The organism is Cecembia rubra, assembly GCF_003014575.1.
In the GTDB taxonomy this organism is placed as follows: domain Bacteria; phylum Bacteroidota; class Bacteroidia; order Cytophagales; family Cyclobacteriaceae; genus Cecembia_A; species Cecembia_A rubra.
The window spans coordinates 149,966-167,804 of the sequence record NZ_PYGF01000002.1 but is presented as its reverse complement, the minus strand read 5'-3'; the positions used below and the strand labels follow the sequence as shown (position 1 = coordinate 167,804).

Sequence of the window (17,839 nt, the reverse complement as noted above, 5' to 3'; positions counted from 1 at the left end):
CTGTCCACGAATTACACCAATTGCACGAATTTTAGTTGTGCTTTTCTCAAGATCTGCCATATCAGGAGCTCGGAGCTTGTAGAATTAAAGCGAATCAAAGACTTCGTCTTAATATGACCACCACCTACTGTAAAATCAAGCGCCAGCTTTAATTCGCTAAAATCATCGCCTAAATTTAGTTTTTGTCATCTTTTACCCGAAAAGCATCTCTTCGTGGAAATCCATGTAATTCGTGGACAATATTTTTCTGTCCACGAATTACACCAATTGCACGAATTTTAGTTGTGCTTTTCTCAAGATCTGCCATATCAGGAGCTCGGAGCTTGTAGAATTAAAGCGAATCAAAGACTTAGTCTTAATATGACCATCAACGACCGTAACTCCAAGCACCAGCTTTAATTCGCTAAAATCATCGCCTAAATTTAGTTTTTGTCATCTTTTACCCGAAAAGCATCTTTTCGTGGAAATATGTGTAATTCGTTGACAAGAATAAGCTTCTCTTCAACAATCAAAGAACTATCCTTTTGAATTCCAAAGAATTGGAACCAAAATTAATAAGAATACCCAACTTCATTTTGGTGGCTTTTAAATAATTAATCACTTGAGCAGTGTGTTCTGGACTTAACTCAGATATAGCTTTTATTTCCAAAATGATTTTATCAAAACAAACGAAATCAGCTGAATAAACTATAGGCAACTTATTTCCCTTATAGTAAATTGGTAATTTATGCTCTTTTACAAATTCGATATTTCTATTTAAAAGTTCGATTTCTAGGGCTTCATGATACACCTTTTCTAGAAAGCCATGTCCAAGCTCTTTATGAACTTCCATTGCAGCTCCGACTATTTGAAAAGATTCATTTTTATAATAGATCATTTCGGTCTTTGAAATAATTTAACTAAAAAATATAAGGAAAAAATTATAAATCTAATTTAAATAGGTGAAAAATTTCATTCCTAAATTTCATAACCACTTTTGATTCATCTCTATTTATTTATAGTTAATATATTACTTGGTACAATCCGTGTAATTCGTGGACAATATTTTTCTGTCCACGAATTACAACAATTGCACGAACGTGAGTTATGCTTTTCTCAAGATCTGTCATATCAGGAGCTCGGAGCTTGTAGAATTAAAGCGAATCAAAGACTTAGTCTTAATATGACCATCAACGACCTTAACTCCAAGCACCAGCTTTAATTCGCTAAAATCATCGCCTAAATTAAGTTTTTGTCATCTTTTACCCGAAAAGCATCTTTTCGTGGAAATAGGTGTAATTCGTGGACAATATTTTTCTGTCCACGAATTACACCAATTGCACGAACGTGAGTTATGCTTTTTTCATCATCTGGCATCATTTCTAATAAAAATTAAAACGAATCAAAGACTTAGTCTTAATATGAACATCACCTACCATAACTCCAAGCGCCAGCTTTAATTCGCTAAAATCATCGCCTAAATTTAGTTTTTGTCATCTTTTACCCGAAAAGCATCTTTTCGTGGAAATAGGTGTAATTCGTGGACAATATTTTTCTGTCCACGAATTACACCAATAGCACGAATTTGAAATACTGGACCAATAGCATATTTGTGATTCAAAAAATAAAACTTTTAGAATTCACAAAAGATTCATTAGGTAAAAACAGGAAGTTTAAAAAAAGAAAAGCCCCCTAATTGGATTTAGGGGGCCTTGGTGATCTGCATTGTTTAACTCACTTATTTCGAAGGTAAAACAATACTTACCTCAAATTTATTGTTACTTCTGTTAACATCAGCTAACCTTAAACTAGGATCAACTTCCACAGACCTAATATCTGATATTGGTCTTGATAGGACTACATCTTTGGTATAATTGGTCCAAGGCCATTTTTGGGTCATCACCCTTCTTGGCATTCCTACCTCTTCAGGCTTTTCTCCTCTCATGATTACCAATGGAAGGTAAATTGACTCTTTGGATCCATCTTGATAGGTGACCACCAGATCAATAGGCATAGGCATCTGCCCTACCCTTTCCAATGTAATTTTGGTATTACCCTCTAATGCTTCTACATTTTTCACTCCATAATCAATGGTTTTAGTAGAAGCTACAAAGTAATCCAAATACCAATCCAATTCCAGCCCAGAAACCTTTTCCATAACACGTATGACATCATTGCCATTGGGATGCTTAAACTGCCAGTCCTTCCACAACCTTAACATGGCCTTATTGAAGTTTTCCTTGCCTATTACATATGACAACTGTTCCACAAATACAGCTCCTTTTGTATAAGTACCTGCTCCATATGCGGAATTTCGGTCATAATGATCCGCGTGGGTAGTCAATGGTTCCTCAAATCCAGATTCAACCAACCTGAAATAAGAACGGTAATTACCATCCTGAATAAATCCTGGCTCCTTCTCAAATACAGCATCCATCACGACATTGGTACCCCAAGTAGTGAACCCCTCATCCAACCAAGGTTCGGAGGATTCATTAAAGCCCAAAACACCATAGTACCACATGTGAATAAGTTCGTGAATAGTAACACCAGCCAAGCTTCTCATATTCCTGTGACCGGTTATCAGTGTAGCCATTGGATATTCCATACCCCCATCACCCCCTTGGATTACAGAAAACTGATTATAAGGATATTTCCCAAAATTATCGCTCATATACTGAATGGCATTCACCGTATATTCCTTTAACCTGTTCCAATTTTCGGCAGTTTTTTCATTTTTGACATATAGGAAATGAACCATAGGACCATTTTCCATCTGTACCTTTTCATGGGTAAAGTTAGGATCCGCTGCCCACATAAAATCATGTACATTTGGAGCAAAGAAATGCCAAGTAAGCGTATTCCCCTTTGGTTCGGTGACCCTAACCCCTGCATCTTGGTAGCCATGACCTATTTCATTGGCATTCTGTAAATAGCCTGTACCTCCAAGGATATAATTTTTATCTATTGTGATCTTCACATCAAAATCCCCGAAATTGCCATAAAACTCTCTTCCTATGTATGGGTTGGCATGCCAACCTCTTACATCATAGGCTGCCATTTTTGGATACCACTGTGCCATAGAATAGCGGATTCCTTCCGCATTATCCCGACCAGCCCTTCTAACTTGTAACGGAACTTGCGCTTCAAATTCCATATCGAATACAACCGTCTGCCCTGGCGTAATAGGTTCAGGCAAGTCAACTTCCAAGATGGTTTCTTCATGAACAAAAGAAGTAGGTTGACCATTCATGGTCAGCACATTCACTTTCACAAAGCCGATTTCATTTGGTCCAAGGTTGAAAATCCTGTTTCCTACCCTCCTATCCGGATCTGAAATAGTCCTGGAGCGCACATCCATCATACTATTGGGCTGGAAGGCATTGTAATAAAGGTGGTAAAATGCCCTTGTCAGGGTATCGGGGGAGTTGTTGGTATAATGTAGTTTTTGGGTACCACGGTATTGGTTGGTTTTCACATCCATGGTCACATCCATCTCATATTTTACCTTTTGCTGCCAGCGTTCTACTTGGGCCTCAGCGGTATGCCATACCATGACCAATAAGGAAATACAAGCGGTCAAGTTTAATCTCTTCAACATAAGATATATTTGGTTTTTCGCTTTGAAAATAGGCTAAAAACCCTTTTTGCCCAAACCAATAGTGGAAAAAAGGTTAGAGCTGTAGGGGATTAACTTAATATGGAAGGAATTAATTTCGAAAATCGGAAGGGGAATTTTGAAAACTATGGAAAACCGCGGTAGGTACGGTCAATGAAAAAATAAAAAATATCCTTTTAGCAGAAGCTAAACGAAACAAAGAAGATCCTAAGCTTGAAAAATTTAGTAAGAAATTAAAAGACTATATCAATGGTGGCCACTTATAGAAGTTTGAGACATTTTTCCAAGGAATCCCGCCAATACGGAATTTCTTTTTCATAAAAACTCCTTGTCTCCCTTTTGTCAAGAACAGAGTAATTGGGTCTTTTAGCAGGTGTTGGATAATCTTCAGTGGAAATTGGAAGTACCTTACAGTTATATCCTTTTATTTCCATAATGGCTTTTGCAAAGTCAAACCAAGAACAAACCCCTTCATTAGTAAAATGAAAAATCTTGACTCCATTCCAATTAATTTTTGGAATACTATCCAAGATGAATTTTGCAAGGTCCCTGGCATAAGTTGGGGTCCCTACTTGATCCTCGATTACTTTGATTGATTCCTTCTCTGCCCCTAACCTTAACATGGTTTTAACAAAATTATTCCCAATATCGCTGTACACCCAGGATGTCCTGATCAACATGAGGTTATCCAAATCTGATTTTAGGATTAGATCTTCTCCCTTCTTTTTAGTTAGACCGTAAACATTTATTGGATTCCTTGAGTCATCTGTTGCATAAGGTTTGTAACCTTTACCATCAAATACATAATCTGTTGAAATATGAATTAATGGAAGCTTATATTTTGAAGAAGTAGAAAGTAAATTCTTAACCGCAAGAAAGTTTACGTTATCCGAAGTTATATAATCTGATTCGGCACGGTCGACAGCAGTATATGCAGCACAGTTTACAATAAAATCTATATTGTGCTTTTCAACAAAAATTTCAATCTCTTCACAATTGGTTATATCCAACTCTTCATAATCAGTAAAATGAAATTGATGGTCATATTCTTTGGACAGAAATGAAATTTCTGAGCCCAATTGACCATTAGCGCCTGTAATTAATATTTTTTTCATACAAATCATCTTTGAAGTTAAAGCACACAATATCAAACAATAGGGGTTGCTGTAAGTCTTTTTGGGATAGCCTAAGCTTATTAGCAGGCAATTTCCAATCTATATCCAAATTGGGATCATCAAAAAAAAGTCCTCTATCATGTTCAGGACTGTAATAGTTATCTACTTTATAAGAAAAAATAGCATATTCACTAAGAACAACAAATCCATGGGCAAAGCCTCTAGGAATAAAAAGTGATTTTTTATTTTCTTCTGACAATTCGATGGCTACATGTTTACCAAAAGTTGGAGAACCTTTTCTTATATCTACTGCCACATCCAATACTTTTCCCTCTATTACCCTAACCAGCTTGCTTTGCGCAAATGGGGGCAATTGATAATGCAATCCTCTTAAAACCCCCAATTCTGATTTAGATTCATTGTCCTGGCAAAAGTCAATTTCCCTTTCAATAAATCCCTCAAATTTATCCTTTCTGAAAATCTCTGAAAAATAACCTCTTTCGTCTCCAAAGACCGATGGTTCACAAATTACTATATCAGGAATCACCGCATGGGAAAATTTCATTTTTTCTTAGAATTAGCTTTTTTGATCAAATATTGACCATACTCATTTTTATTTAATCTCTCTCCTAGTGACAAGAGTTGCTTATCATCAATATAACCAAGATCAAAAGCAATTTCTTCAAGACATGCTACTTTCAAACCCTGACGCTTTTCTATTGTATGAATGAAGTTAGCTGCTTCCAACATAGACTCGTGGGTTCCGGTATCCAACCAAGCATAGCCTCTACCCATCAGTTCAACTTTCAACTCCTTCCTTTTTAAGTATTCCTGGTTTACTGAGGTGATTTCCAATTCTCCCCTTACACTTGGCTTGACATTCTTAGCTATTTCCACCACTGAATTGGGATAAAAATATAAACCTACTACTGCAAAATTGCTTTTGGGGTCTAGTGGTTTTTCTTCTATGCTTAAGACTTGGTTATCGACATTGAATTCCACTACTCCATAACGTTCCGGATCATTGACATAATAACCGAATATCGTAGCCTGTCCTTGAACTTCAACGTTTCTTCTAGACTTTCTAAGCATTTCCGTCAATCCATGCCCATAAAAGATATTATCCCCTAGGACTAGGCATACCGGATCATTCCCAATAAACTCCTCACCTATGATAAAAGCCTGTGCCAGCCCGTCAGGACTGGGTTGAACCGCATAGGATAACTCCAAGCCAATTTCTGAGCCATCACCCAGCAATTTCTGAAAATTAGGTAAGTCTTCCGGTGTAGAAATGACCAAGATCTCCCTTATCCCCGCCAACATCAGTACGGAAAGGGGATAATAGATCATGGGTTTGTCGTAAACAGATAGTAATTGTTTAGACGTTCCTTTTGTAATAGGATATAAACGGGTTCCGGAACCTCCGGCAAGGATGATGCCTTTCATAAACACTTAATTTTCAGATAGTTTTATTTCTTCAGGGAATTTATTCAACAAGCCATTTATTGAAGGATCGGAACTGACAGATCTCAGTGCCAATACAGGAGGTGATTTTTTAGCTAAATACCTAACTCTGCTCAAGGTAAAAGCATCCAATCTAAGGCCCAATAAAATACAGGATCCAACTATAATTGGAATCATCCATTCATCAGAGATTGAAGTCGTAGAAATGATCAAACCAAAAAATATTAATTTAATAAATCCTAATAAAAGTACAACTTGCCCATGACTTAAGCCTGATCTCAACAAAAAGTGGTGAACATGGCTTTTATCAGGACTAAAAGGTGATTTTTTTCTCCTTATCCTTTTAATAAAAACCCTTGAGGTATCATAAATCGGAATAATCATTAAGGCAATTCCAGATGCAATAGGAGCATTGAACTTCCATGGATTAGTTTCAGTAAGCTTGCCATTGCTATCAATGAATAAAACGGTTAAAACGGCAAGGATAAAACCAATACTCAAAGAACCTGTATCTCCCATAAAAATTTTAGCAGGCTGCCAATTAAAAACCAAGAAAGCAACTACTGCTCCAATAAATACCATGCATAATTTACTGTAAGGATCATTTCCTGTTACCATGAACCACCAAGCAAAAAAAGAAAAGTTCAACAAACTCAAAGTTCCCGCCAAACCATCCAAACCGTCAACCAAGTTGAAGGCGTTGGTCAAAGCAATAATGACAATAAAAGTAATTAAATAAGATAACCATAAGGGGAGCTCTTCAATTCCTAAAAAGCCAAAAAAACCTGAAATTCTTATATCTGCAAAGAATATAATCAAAAGACCACCAATACACTGTGCAGCTAATTTTTGAAGTGGGCTCAAAGTGGTCAAGTCATCACTTAGGCCTGTGAAAAACAAAAGTGTAAATGCCGCTAACACATAACGTAATTCTTCTATTTCAAAAAAATAAGCTCCAAACAAAAAAGAAACCATAGAGGCAAGGTATATAACAATTCCTCCCATAGAAGGGGTTTGTGCTTTGTGAATTTTTCTTCCCCCCGGCGCATCAGTAACTTTCATTTTTAGAAAAATCCTAATCAAAATGGGCATTGTTAATAGTCCTATGATCAAGGCTATTAAAAATAATGTGATAGCGCTCATAACAATTAAAATATATACAAAGTAAATAGATTGTTTTCTTACAAAAAAAAAATCTTCAAAAATCAATTCCAACTATACATATCGGAAGATTGGTTATTGATAAAAATTGTAAAAGAAAGGGTGCTGCAAAGAAACTTTGGATCTTGGCAATCAAATGAATTAAAGAAATATTTAGATTCCTTTGATATTATCCTGTTTTCCACTGATCAAAAAGATTAAGGGAATTCTTAATTCATATAATCGCGTGACCTGTAGTTGACATATTACTTATTCAGTTAAACATCCTCAAAAAAATGGTCCAACACTACCTGCTACTTACAGGATTAGTCTTGGACCATTTACAACTAACCGAGTCTTATCTCTTGGTTCTTGCTTCTTATTTCAAGACATAAGACCCTAGACATAAGACACAAGACCAGTTTAGACTTCGCTATCGACTACTTAATAGCCTCTAATCCAACACAATCAATCTAGTCTTGTTTCTTGTCTCTTGCTTCTTGTCTCTACGACCTGTATCGGGTCTAATCTCTCGCTTCTCGCTTCTAGTTTCAAGACACAAGATGCTAGACATAAGACTTAAGACCGGAATTGCCTTCGCTATTGCCTACTGACCTCCCAATCAAGTCCCACAACCAAATCTAGTCTTGCTTTTTGGGTCTTGTCTCTTGTTTCTTGGCTCCAATAAGGCAATCACCATAGCAAGGATGACCGACTCTTATCTCTCGTCTCCTGCTTGCAGCAGGCAAGTCTCTCTTCTAGGCTCCAAATGAAGAATGGGCGACACCACTACAGGAATCGAGTCTTATCTCTTGGTTCTTGCTTCTTGTCTCTATTTTGTGAATCGAATCTAATCTCTCGCCTCTCGCTTCTAATCTCTCCTCAGACTCCTATTCCATAATACGTAAACCCCATGTCCTCCAAGTAGGCACGGTCATAGATATTTCTACCATCGAAGATTACTTTGCTTTTCAGAAGTTTCCCCAGTACCTCCCAACTTGGGATACGGAACTCAGACCATTCTGTTACCAACAATAGGGCATCAGCATCCAAACAGGCATCATAAGCGTCCTTGGCATAAGCGATCTTATCCCCCACATAGATATGCTGGGCTTCTTTCATGGCCACAGGGTCATAACCCTTCACCTTTGCACCCATAGCTAGGAGTTCGTTTATGATCACGATGGCCGGCGCCTCTCTCATATCGTCTGTGTTAGGTTTGAAACTCATTCCCCAAAGCGCAAAGGTTTTGTCTTTCAGGTCACTTCCGAAATGCTGTTTTACCTTTTCCACCAATATATGTTTCTGGGCCTCATTCACTTCTTCAACTGCCTGAAGGACCTTCAGATCGTAACCGTACTGCTTGCCCGTCTTTATTATGGCTTTTACGTCTTTAGGGAAACAGGAACCTCCATATCCTACCCCAGGATAGATAAACTTGTTCCCAATCCTCGGGTCTGTTCCTATACCCCTTCTGACCATGCTTACATTGGCCCCTACCCTCTCGCAGAGGTTTGCAATATCGTTCATAAAGGAAATCTTCGTGGCCAACATGGCATTGGCTGCATACTTGGTCATCTCGGCGGAACGGATGTCCATGAAGATGATACGGTCAGAATTCAACTGAAAGGGCTTATACAATCGCTTCATGATGGCTTCTGCCCTTTCATCTTCTACACCGATCACAATTCGGTCAGGCTTCATAAAGTCCTCTACAGCCGCCCCTTCCTTCAGGAATTCAGGGTTGGAAGCCACTGCAAATGGGATGTTCACACCCCTATTATTCTGAGCGGCTTGGATACAGCCCCTAACTTTGTCTCCAGTAGTGACTGGAACAGTACTCTTGGTGGCTACAACCAGGTAGCCGGTCATATTGCGTCCTATTTCATCGGCCACGGCCAAGACGTACTTCAGGTCAGCGGAACCATCTTCGCCAGGAGGAGTTCCCACGGCTATAAAGACAACTTCGGAACCCTTTATGGCTTCAGAAAGATCGGTGCTAAACTCTAACCTTCCTGATGCATAATTCCTTTTGACAATTTCTTCCAAACCTGGTTCATAGATTGGCATGATGCCGTCCTTAAGACCTTCAATTTTCTTATGGTCCACATCCACGCAGACCACGTGGATACCTACATCAGCAAAACATGCACCGGAAACCAGGCCAACATAGCCTGTACCAACAACTGTGATCTTCATACAATTTTTAAAGGTTAATTAGGAGCGAATAAAAGAATAAATAGTTCTAATTTAATTAAACTAATTATTTAGTGTATTGTCGTCATGTGATTCAATAATAACCTTATTTAATTGAAGTTCTAAAAGATATAAATGGTTTCAGATTGGAAAAAAAAGATTTACTTATTCTAGAAAAAGTAATAAAAACTTGACTGAACATGCATAGAAATTAAATTAGAATTTTTTGGAAACTCGCTCATATTTAAATTCGAAAACTGCCATTGATAATTAATGCCATTTATTATTTGAATTTTTGATGAAATTAAGAAATTCCCCTGTTTAAAATCGGCTAAAACCCCACCACTCAAATCAATCCATGGATTATTCCCATAATTTTTCAAACCAGAGGCATAATAAAAATCCTGATTATTTTCTATCCTTTGTAACAAAATTCCAAGTTTATTAAAATTATTTACTAAGGAAATTTCAAAAGATTGAGAGTTAGCACCTAAACCAGTACCAACACCTAATGACTTTCCAAAATTTGTATTCCCTGTTAAAACTGAACCATGTGTGTGCCATGAACCTCCAGGAAGGTCATATCTGATGTATCTACTTACAGATTCTTGTTGATGAGTAATTTCACCCCTTAACTGAATTGCCTTTTCATCATTACCAAGCTTAATAAGCTTTTTGAACCCTAATTGATAAGCCCTTGCATGATCTGGATTGAGTATCATTTCTCTCCAATTCAGTGCGTGATCCCTCCTGCCAAATTCAAAATACAACTCTAAATAAGCCTTTGGTATTAAATACCTAGTAAACAATACAGCTTGCTGATCTTGTCTTTTTCCATCATAAATAACAGTATTATCATCGACAAAAAACCTTTCTTTCTGAAAAGCCTCAAAAATTGGGAAAATATCAGAAAAAGAACCAGAATTATCGATACTATATTGTTGAAAAGTCCTACTTAATCCTAAATAAAGACCAGGTATCCATTTTGGTTGATATGAAAATGTCATTCCATTCAAATACCTCCAATCATTTTCAAAAGGTATAAAAAGTAAGGCATTTAAATCATCATATGGAAAAGGCTCAACGAAGGATGACCTTAGTTTTCCAAGTATTATTTGAAATTCAAAATCTCCTAAAAATGATTTAAGGGGTTCTACAGTATTAAATGAAATATGAGGAAAACTCCTTGCGTTATTAGAGAAAGTTAACGAATTCCACTGTCCAGGGCCCCACCAAATACTTCTATTTGAAACAGCAATTTCTATCTTTTTAAACTTATATGAGACAAATGATTGCCCTAAGGTAAGTTTTGTTAAATGAGAACCTGGTATCCGTTCAGGATTATCAATGAGATTAGAAAAACGATAAATCCACCAAAGGATATCATCCGAAAAATCCCTTGAAAATCCTTGAAAATCTTTATTCTGGGAATAAAAAAGTTCGGGTTGAAATTGTATACTAAATGAACCTAATTTTGAAAAAAAACCTGTCGATAAATAATTTTGAAGTCCATTTGCATTTATCATTCCATAATCTCCCCATCCAAAAGGCCTTTTATCGTTAAATCTTACAGTAGAAAAAAATGGAAGAACCTTGAAGTTTAATTTCTTTTCACTTTTAAAGTAATTGGTATCTTCATTTATAGGTATGGATTCCAGATAAAATTGCCTGTTGCTAAAAGAATAATTTGGAAAGCTATCGCTGTTTAAAATCTGTTGCCTTCTTAAATACTCCTCTAATAGTGGAGCCCCTACTTGCAACTTTTGGGCAAATGATAAACCAGATACAAACAAAAATGAAAAAAAAGAGAATAAAAACTTAAAACAAAAAGTAGGAGATGTTTTTAAATTTTTCAAAGAAATACCATTCGATGATAGCATATAGCTTGATATCCTTAAATTAAAAATCTTTTTTTTCCCCATTCCTACCATGTATCCCCTTTAATAAATTTAATTATCAAAAACAAGCACTATAAATCCTTTTTAGGTAAACCTGGTAAAAATTTAAAAAAATCACTTTCAGGGAAAATAATCACCCATATTGTTAGAAATATAATTTTGATATCCAGAAAAAAGGATTTGTTTTTCTGATACCACATTTCCAATTCTCCCTTATACGGAGCTATAACATTTGCGTAATACTGATGTGGATCTTCCTTAGAAGCAGTTAAAAAAGCTTCTTCGTCCCTAAATACAATAGAACCTATTCCTGTAATACCAGGTCGGACATCATATATTCTCTCTTTAATATCTTCAGGGTATTTATCAAAATCTACCTTCATCTGAGGTCTAGGGCCTACAATTGAAAGATCCCCTAAAAAAACATTGAAGAGCTGTGGCAATTCATTGATTTTTGTTTTTCTCAAAAACTTACCAAATGGAAGTACACGGGGATCATTTCTTAGAGTTAGACTTCCTGTCCCTAGGTTGGGACTATTTTTTAACATAGTGGCAAATTTGATAATTTTAAAAGTTTGATTTTTATAACCAATTCTATCCTGCAAATAAAAAACCTTATGCTCTCCAGTCAGCAATAGAATTGGTATAACAATTAAAAATATTGGAGAAAGAATTATAACAGCAATGGTAGCTAATATTATATCGAAAACTCTATACATAAGATTACATTTTTTGATCTAGATTTTTCCCGGTTTCGAGATAAGAAAAAGACCCTATATATTTACCAATCAAGTCTATCACCTCTTTTTTACCAGCAGTTTTATTATTAAACAATGCTTCAAACTCTGAAATTAGAATTTCAAAATTTATTTCCTCATTTTCCTTTATCAAATATCCGAGAGATTTATATCTATCCAATACATATTGATCGTCTTCGTCATAAAATTCCTCATATTCTTTTTCTCCAGAGGTATCTGAAGAAAACAAAAAAATTGGATATTTATTTGGGTTATTAATTAAATCAAAACTCTTGGCTTCACCTTCTGATTCCATAATTGAAGGTTCAAATCCATTTGCGATTAAAAAATCAAAAGCTATATCTCTAAAATAGTATTGATCAGTATTGAAATCAAGTTTTGGAAAAAAAACATCACCACTTTTGCCAAGGAAAGTTGATAAAAGACATATTTGACCTGATTGGGCAGGAGAAACAAAAAATCTTCTAATATCTTTCGGGCAAGACAAGGGTTGTCTTTTTTGAAGTCTATTGATAAATCCTTCCAATAAACTCCCATTAGAGAAGGCAACATTTGCGAACCTTGCTGTTTTTACGTTTAGAGCTGACTTCCTAGATAAGATAATCTTTTCCATTAAGGCTTTAGATGCCCCCATGATGTTTACAGGATTTGCGGCCTTATCAGTTGAAACACTAAAAAATGTATTGACATTATGGGTCTCGCACAAATCCAACAGTTTAATTGCTCCATAAACATTATTTTTAATCAAAGCTTCTATTGAAATAATATCTTTGTCTGACCTAACATGTTTATGAGCAGCAAAATTAGCTACAATATCAAAAGAATATCTAGAGAAAATCTTATCGAAGGTCTCAGATAAAACATTCACAGGATAGGTGATAAAAGCGGGATTATAATCTAATAAATTAGAACTTCTTAGGTCTCTTACTAATTCCGTCAAACCATTCTCATTATTGTCCACAACAACAATTGATGAAGGAAAAAACTTAAGCATCTCTTTGATGTAATTGCTACCAATTGTGCCTGCTCCACCTATTACCAAAACACTTTTCCCTCCAATCGAAGTTTCAAGTAACTTTTTATTTGATTCCAAATCAGATAAAAAAATATCATTTTTTATATTTTTTACCCTATCGAATAATATTTCAAGTGTTCTCATCTACTTTCTAATCAATTTTTCTACTTCATCTGATAAATTTTCACAGATTACCTTCAAACTTTCTTGGCTTAAACCATTATAAACCGGTAAGCTGATTTCGTTCTCAAAAAGTTTATAACTTACAGGGAATTCCGAAATATTCAATCCTGAATTTTTGAAGTAAGTTAACAATGGCAAAGGAATGTAATGTACATTTACTCCAATGCCTTTTTCTCCCAAAGCTGTAATTACCCTATCTCTTTTTTCTTCATTAAAACCTTTAATCCTTAACAAATAAATATGAAAGGAAGATTTTCTTCCAAAAACTTCCATGGGAGGTAGGATTGCCCATTCCTTTCCTTGGAAGACCGAATTGTAAAACTCAAAAATCCTTTCTCTTTCTGGAAGCAAATCCTTTTCATATCTTTTAATTTGAGAAAGTCCAATGGCTGCGTTAATATCTGGCATATTTACTTTTAGCCCATTATCAACAATATCATATCTCCAGGCTCCAGGTTGATTTTTTTCAAATGCCGTTTTTGTTTGGCCATTAAGTGAAAGAACTTTTAATTCTCTATAAATTTGAAAATCCTTTCCTTCATCGAATAGCTTAAAAGTAATAGCTCCTCCTTCCCCTGTTGTAATATTTTTTACTGAATGAAATGAGAAAATGGAAAAATCAGCAAACCTTGAAGCAGGACGACCATTAATTTTAGCTCCAATGGAATGCGCTGCATCGGCTATTATTAATGGTCGTCCTATAACCTTTTGAAAATCCGTTTTTGGATGGAATAATGACCGTACACTTTCACTATCCAAAAGACTTAAAAGTTTTGAATAATCCGCAGGAAGTCCTCCCAAATCAACCGGCATTATTGCTTTTGTTTTATTAGTGATTTTTTGAGCAACCTGGTCCATATCCATGGTGAAATCATCTTTCACATCAACATAAACACATTTTAAACCGGAGTTAATTACAGCAAGAGCTGTAGCGGCATAAGTGTAGGAGGGTACAATTATTTCATCTCCAGGTTCCAACTTAAGCCATTTAAACAATAATAGTGCTCCTGAAGTCCAAGAATTAACACATACTGTAAAATTGGTATCTGATAACTCTGAGATTTTTTCTTCTAATTCCTTGGTTTTAGGCCCGCTTGTTAGCCAACCTGTTTCATGAAGAGTGGAATGTATTTCCTTTTCTACAAGGCTATCAATCAATGGTAAACTAAAAGGTATTTTCATGGATTGGGCTTAAATTTTAACTGTCATCTAATTATTTTGGGTAAATAAGATTTTGCGAGAACAAAACCGAACAGGTAACTCATTCACTTTTTTAAGTTTTTTATCATTTTATACATTCTTCTTTCAGGATATGTCATGAATTCAAATGCTTTCATGTACCCATTGCTTTCATAGAAGGCAATAACTCCTTCATTATTTGAAACATCTGTGGTCAAGGCAATTATTTTTCCATTGAATTTTAAAATTTCCTTTTCAAACTCGTTTAATAACACTTTACCTAAACCTTTACCCTTACAATCCGGTTTAACCCCTATTGAAAGTAGTTCAGAGTAATTTTTATCATCCTTATCAGAAGCTTTTTTCTCGAAATTCTTTAAGAGCCTCAAAAGTACTTTAGGACTTTTAATGAAAGAAGTCATGATACTTAAAATAAAAATGATCGGGGATTTTAAAAAAACTCTTTTATGAAATCCAGCTGATTCCAAACAACCAACCGCAAACCCTTGAATTTCTTGATGATCATTCTCAATACACACAGCAATACTTCCGTTTGTTTTTAAACTATAATAATAATAGTTTTTCAGAAACTTTTCTCCTAAAGAAGTAAGAAAAAAATCAGGAAATGCCTCTTTGTGGATAATGACTAACTGATCGACGTCTGATAATTTTACTTTTCTTAAATGCACTTTTCAGTTTAACCGATTTATTGTATATAATAAACTTTTAAGATTCTAATTTTCGTCTTTACTGAACTCTGGTAATTCTTTTCCTTGCAATTTTTATGAATTTATTAAATCTCTTCCATAATTTATCATTATTGGGATAATCCTGATAGGTTTTGTTGGGAGACCTTAATATAGTTTCAAACTGTTCAATTGTTAAACCAAATTTTTTAATCACATAATCCCTATCACTCTCCAAGATTTCTTTTGGAGCAGGCGGTTTGCTTATTTCTTCCAATGCCTCTTGTCTGGTTATCTGGCCTGAACAAACCAATGCTGACAAATAGGATTTTCTTAAATCATACCCAAACTTTTCTGGTAGATAGTAAGCATGAAAAAACCTGGTGAATATGGATTCATAATGTTTCCCTCCATAGTCTCTCCAACCTAGCTCCTTTATTAATAATTCTTTTGCTTCGGCTTTATTATAATTCACATAATTTAAAATAGGTACCCAGCGAATTCCTCTCAACAATAAATAATCAATATAATCAAGGGTCGACAGACTTGGAAAAGTTTTCATTTTTACTTTACCAAATCTTTTATGAATTGATTTGATAAGCCTTGAATCTTTAGACCCATAAAGCCAAGATTCAGGCATGATAGACTCAGTGACAACATTATTACCTGCAATTATGTAGGGAATCTTCATTTTTGCAGCAGTTTTAATCAGTAATGCCCAAATAGCATGATCTGTTGGAATTTCAATATTAGAAATTGATGATTTCAAAAAGGAAAGCTGAATATCTCTAAATTCCTTCCAGTCTAAAACATAGGTATTTAAATCTATCCCAAGTCTTTTTACGATTTGTTCTACGTTCGCTACTGCCAGTTCTGTATTCCAACCATTGTCTAAATGAACAGCATAAACCCTAAGACCATATTTTTTTCTTACCAAGTATGCAACATAAGAACTATCAACTCCACCGCTAAGTCCTATTAAACAATCATACTTTGAATTTTTCCCCTTTTCCTTAATCTCCTCTATTAACTTCTCAATTTTTTCTTCACCTCCTTTGTTTGAGAATATTTCATTTACAAGAACATTGTCATAATGATGACAAAAATTACAAATGCCCTTCTCATCAAAAGTAATTTCCTTAGCAGTTTCATCCATTATGCATCTGCTACATATTTTTATATCACCCATAAAATTGATTTTTATACGAAAATTATTAAGTTATAATTGGTTATGAAGTTGTTCTGAAGTAATATAACTAATTAGGACAGCTCGATGGACTCCTTGAAATACAAACAGTGATCCAGCCGCGACACCAGAGGCTCCTATATTTACCGCTTCAGAAAGGTCTTTAATCGAACCGGCCCCACCCAAAGCCACAACTGGAATATCAAGCACTGAAGTGGCTTTTTTTATCAATTCAAGATCATAACCTTCCATTGTACCATCCCTATCAATGCTATTTATTATAATTTCTCCACAACCTAAATCTTGTAATGATTTAATTGCCGATACAAAATCGACTGTTTGTTTTTTAGATCCAGAGTTTGTATAAATTTTCTGCTTGCCCCAAAGGTCCCTTTTGACATCAATGGAAACAACAATGCTCTGGCTTCCAAAAATTTTACTTGCCTGTTCAATCAATTTTCCATTTTCAAACGCAGCAGTATTTAAGATGACTTTTTCAACACCAACCTTGAACAAGGACTCAATGTGGCTAATAGTAGAAATACCTCCTCCATAACCAATCGGCATAAACGCTTCAGAAACAATCTCTCTAATTTCTTCAATATTTGGACCATTTCCAGACTTCCTTGCTCCTATATCTAGAAGCACTAATTCATCTGCTTCCTTTTGATTGAAAATCTTAACTGCATTTATCGGATCACCTAGGTAGCGTTCTTTTTTAAATTTTATTGTTTTTACAAGCCCCCCATCACGAAGCAATAAAACAGGAATAACACGAGTCCTTAACATTAATATTTTTCTAAAAAGTTTTTAAATAAGGTAATCCCAAATCTGTGGCTTTTCTCAGGATGAAATTGGACTCCAATTAAATTATCCTTTTCAAAAGAAGAAACGTAATCCAATCCAAAATTTGTTTTAGTTAGAATATCTCCCTCATTTTTACATTGAACATAATAGGAATGAACAAAGTAAAACCTTGAATTATTATCCAATGAATCCAATAAATTTGAATCTTTCGAAATTGAAATTAAATTCCAACCCATGTGAGGTACTTTTAGATTTGATTGCAAATTAAAAGAAAATTTTTTCACATGAGCATCAATCAAAGATAAGCCAGATAACTCTCCTTCTTCACTGGATTGACACATTATTTGCATACCCAAACAAATCCCCAAAAAAGGTTTCTTTTTTATGATGGCTGTTTCATTGATAACTTCAAGTAAGTGTAACTTTTGTATATTTTCTATGGCATGATCAAAATGTCCTACACCAGGTAAAATTATTTTATCTGCATTTTTAATTATTGTTTCATCATTGCTCACAACGGATTTATATCCTAAAAATTTAAGCATATTGATTATAGATCCTATATTCCCCATACCATAATCTATAATGACGACCTGTTGATTCTGTTTCATCTG

Annotated in this window: 15 protein-coding genes; all 15 read right to left on the bottom strand. The window is 35.1% G+C overall.

Annotated features, from left to right (window positions below; genetic code table 11):
• Window positions 1-508: 508 nt before the first annotated feature.
• The 15 genes from CLV48_RS05550 to hisH all read right to left on the bottom strand — a co-directional run bounded on the left by CLV48_RS05550 (window position 509) and on the right by hisH (window position 17,836).
• Entirely contained in the window at window positions 509-877 is a 369-nt protein-coding gene (locus CLV48_RS05550) for a GxxExxY protein (RefSeq protein WP_106566276.1), read from the bottom strand.
• Window positions 878-1,717: 840 nt separating this feature from the next.
• Window positions 1,718-3,580, bottom strand: coding sequence for a M1 family metallopeptidase (locus CLV48_RS05545; protein WP_106566275.1), 1,863 nt, complete (start codon window positions 3,578-3,580; stop codon window positions 1,718-1,720).
• Between the two features lie 278 nt (window positions 3,581-3,858).
• Window positions 3,859-4,713, bottom strand: coding sequence for a dTDP-4-dehydrorhamnose reductase (rfbD, locus tag CLV48_RS05540; RefSeq protein WP_106566274.1), 855 nt, complete (start codon window positions 4,711-4,713; stop codon window positions 3,859-3,861).
• Complete coding sequence (rfbC, locus tag CLV48_RS05535; RefSeq protein ID WP_106566273.1) at window positions 4,685-5,278, bottom strand: dTDP-4-dehydrorhamnose 3,5-epimerase; 594 nt, start codon at window positions 5,276-5,278, stop codon at window positions 4,685-4,687. Before rfbC ends, rfbD begins: the two co-directional genes overlap by 29 nt.
• Complete coding sequence (gene rfbA / locus CLV48_RS05530; protein ID WP_106566272.1) at window positions 5,275-6,159, bottom strand: glucose-1-phosphate thymidylyltransferase RfbA; 885 nt, start codon at window positions 6,157-6,159, stop codon at window positions 5,275-5,277. Before rfbA ends, rfbC begins: the two co-directional genes overlap by 4 nt.
• 6 nt (window positions 6,160-6,165) lie before the next feature.
• Entirely contained in the window at window positions 6,166-7,320 is a 1,155-nt protein-coding gene (locus CLV48_RS05525; protein WP_106566271.1) for a glycosyltransferase family 4 protein, read from the bottom strand.
• Window positions 7,321-8,199: 879 nt separating this feature from the next.
• Complete coding sequence (locus CLV48_RS05515) at window positions 8,200-9,516, bottom strand: UDP-glucose dehydrogenase family protein (protein ID WP_106566269.1); 1,317 nt, start codon at window positions 9,514-9,516, stop codon at window positions 8,200-8,202.
• A 167-nt stretch (window positions 9,517-9,683) separates the two neighbouring features.
• On the bottom strand, window positions 9,684-11,435 hold the full coding sequence (locus CLV48_RS05510) for a capsule assembly Wzi family protein (protein ID WP_245889494.1): 1,752 nt from the start codon (window positions 11,433-11,435) through the stop codon (window positions 9,684-9,686).
• 47 nt (window positions 11,436-11,482) lie between these two features.
• Entirely contained in the window at window positions 11,483-12,130 is a 648-nt protein-coding gene (locus CLV48_RS05505; RefSeq protein WP_106566268.1) for a sugar transferase, read from the bottom strand.
• 4 nt (window positions 12,131-12,134) lie between these two features.
• Complete coding sequence (locus CLV48_RS05500) at window positions 12,135-13,328, bottom strand: polysaccharide biosynthesis protein (RefSeq protein WP_106566267.1); 1,194 nt, start codon at window positions 13,326-13,328, stop codon at window positions 12,135-12,137.
• Window positions 13,329-14,549 carry a DegT/DnrJ/EryC1/StrS family aminotransferase gene (locus tag CLV48_RS05495; protein ID WP_106566266.1) on the bottom strand — a complete coding sequence of 407 codons (1,221 nt, stop codon included), beginning with the start codon at window positions 14,547-14,549 and terminating at the stop codon, window positions 13,329-13,331.
• Window positions 14,550-14,632: 83 nt separating this feature from the next.
• Entirely contained in the window at window positions 14,633-15,235 is a 603-nt protein-coding gene (locus tag CLV48_RS05490; protein ID WP_106566265.1) for a GNAT family N-acetyltransferase, read from the bottom strand.
• A 58-nt stretch (window positions 15,236-15,293) separates the two neighbouring features.
• Window positions 15,294-16,421 (bottom strand): N-acetyl sugar amidotransferase, encoded by a 1,128-nt coding sequence (locus CLV48_RS05485; RefSeq protein ID WP_106566264.1) that lies wholly within the window; start codon window positions 16,419-16,421, stop codon window positions 15,294-15,296.
• A 30-nt stretch (window positions 16,422-16,451) separates the two neighbouring features.
• Window positions 16,452-17,207 carry an AglZ/HisF2 family acetamidino modification protein gene (locus tag CLV48_RS05480; RefSeq protein WP_106566263.1) on the bottom strand — a complete coding sequence of 252 codons (756 nt, stop codon included), beginning with the start codon at window positions 17,205-17,207 and terminating at the stop codon, window positions 16,452-16,454.
• Window positions 17,207-17,836 (bottom strand): imidazole glycerol phosphate synthase subunit HisH, encoded by a 630-nt coding sequence (gene hisH, locus CLV48_RS05475; RefSeq protein WP_106566262.1) that lies wholly within the window; start codon window positions 17,834-17,836, stop codon window positions 17,207-17,209. The genes CLV48_RS05480 and hisH overlap by 1 nt, the downstream gene beginning before the upstream one ends.
• Between the last annotated feature and the right edge of the window lie 3 nt (window positions 17,837-17,839).

Excerpts from the sequence above, each read along its gene's own strand:
- CLV48_RS05480 (WP_106566263.1), bottom strand. The coding sequence starts at position 17,207 with ATGTTAAGGACTCGTGTTATTCCTGTTTTATTGCTTCGTGATGGGGGG.
- CLV48_RS05505 (WP_106566268.1), bottom strand. The coding sequence starts at position 12,130 with ATGTATAGAGTTTTCGATATAATATTAGCTACCATTGCTGTTATAATT.
- CLV48_RS05525 (WP_106566271.1), bottom strand. The coding sequence starts at position 7,320 with ATGAGCGCTATCACATTATTTTTAATAGCCTTGATCATAGGACTATTA.
- rfbA (WP_106566272.1), bottom strand. The coding sequence starts at position 6,159 with ATGAAAGGCATCATCCTTGCCGGAGGTTCCGGAACCCGTTTATATCCT.
- CLV48_RS05485 (WP_106566264.1), bottom strand. The coding sequence starts at position 16,421 with ATGGGTGATATAAAAATATGTAGCAGATGCATAATGGATGAAACTGCT.
- CLV48_RS05495 (WP_106566266.1), bottom strand. The coding sequence starts at position 14,549 with ATGAAAATACCTTTTAGTTTACCATTGATTGATAGCCTTGTAGAAAAG.
- CLV48_RS05515 (WP_106566269.1), bottom strand. The coding sequence starts at position 9,516 with ATGAAGATCACAGTTGTTGGTACAGGCTATGTTGGCCTGGTTTCCGGT.
- rfbD (WP_106566274.1), bottom strand. The coding sequence starts at position 4,713 with ATGAAAAAAATATTAATTACAGGCGCTAATGGTCAATTGGGCTCAGAA.
- CLV48_RS05545 (WP_106566275.1), bottom strand. The coding sequence starts at position 3,580 with ATGTTGAAGAGATTAAACTTGACCGCTTGTATTTCCTTATTGGTCATG.
- CLV48_RS05550 (WP_106566276.1), bottom strand. The coding sequence starts at position 877 with ATGATCTATTATAAAAATGAATCTTTTCAAATAGTCGGAGCTGCAATG.
- rfbC (WP_106566273.1), bottom strand. The coding sequence starts at position 5,278 with ATGAAATTTTCCCATGCGGTGATTCCTGATATAGTAATTTGTGAACCA.
- CLV48_RS05510 (WP_245889494.1), bottom strand. The coding sequence starts at position 11,435 with ATGGGGAAAAAAAAGATTTTTAATTTAAGGATATCAAGCTATATGCTA.
- hisH (WP_106566262.1), bottom strand. The coding sequence starts at position 17,836 with ATGAAACAGAATCAACAGGTCGTCATTATAGATTATGGTATGGGGAAT.
- CLV48_RS05500 (WP_106566267.1), bottom strand. The coding sequence starts at position 13,328 with ATGAGAACACTTGAAATATTATTCGATAGGGTAAAAAATATAAAAAAT.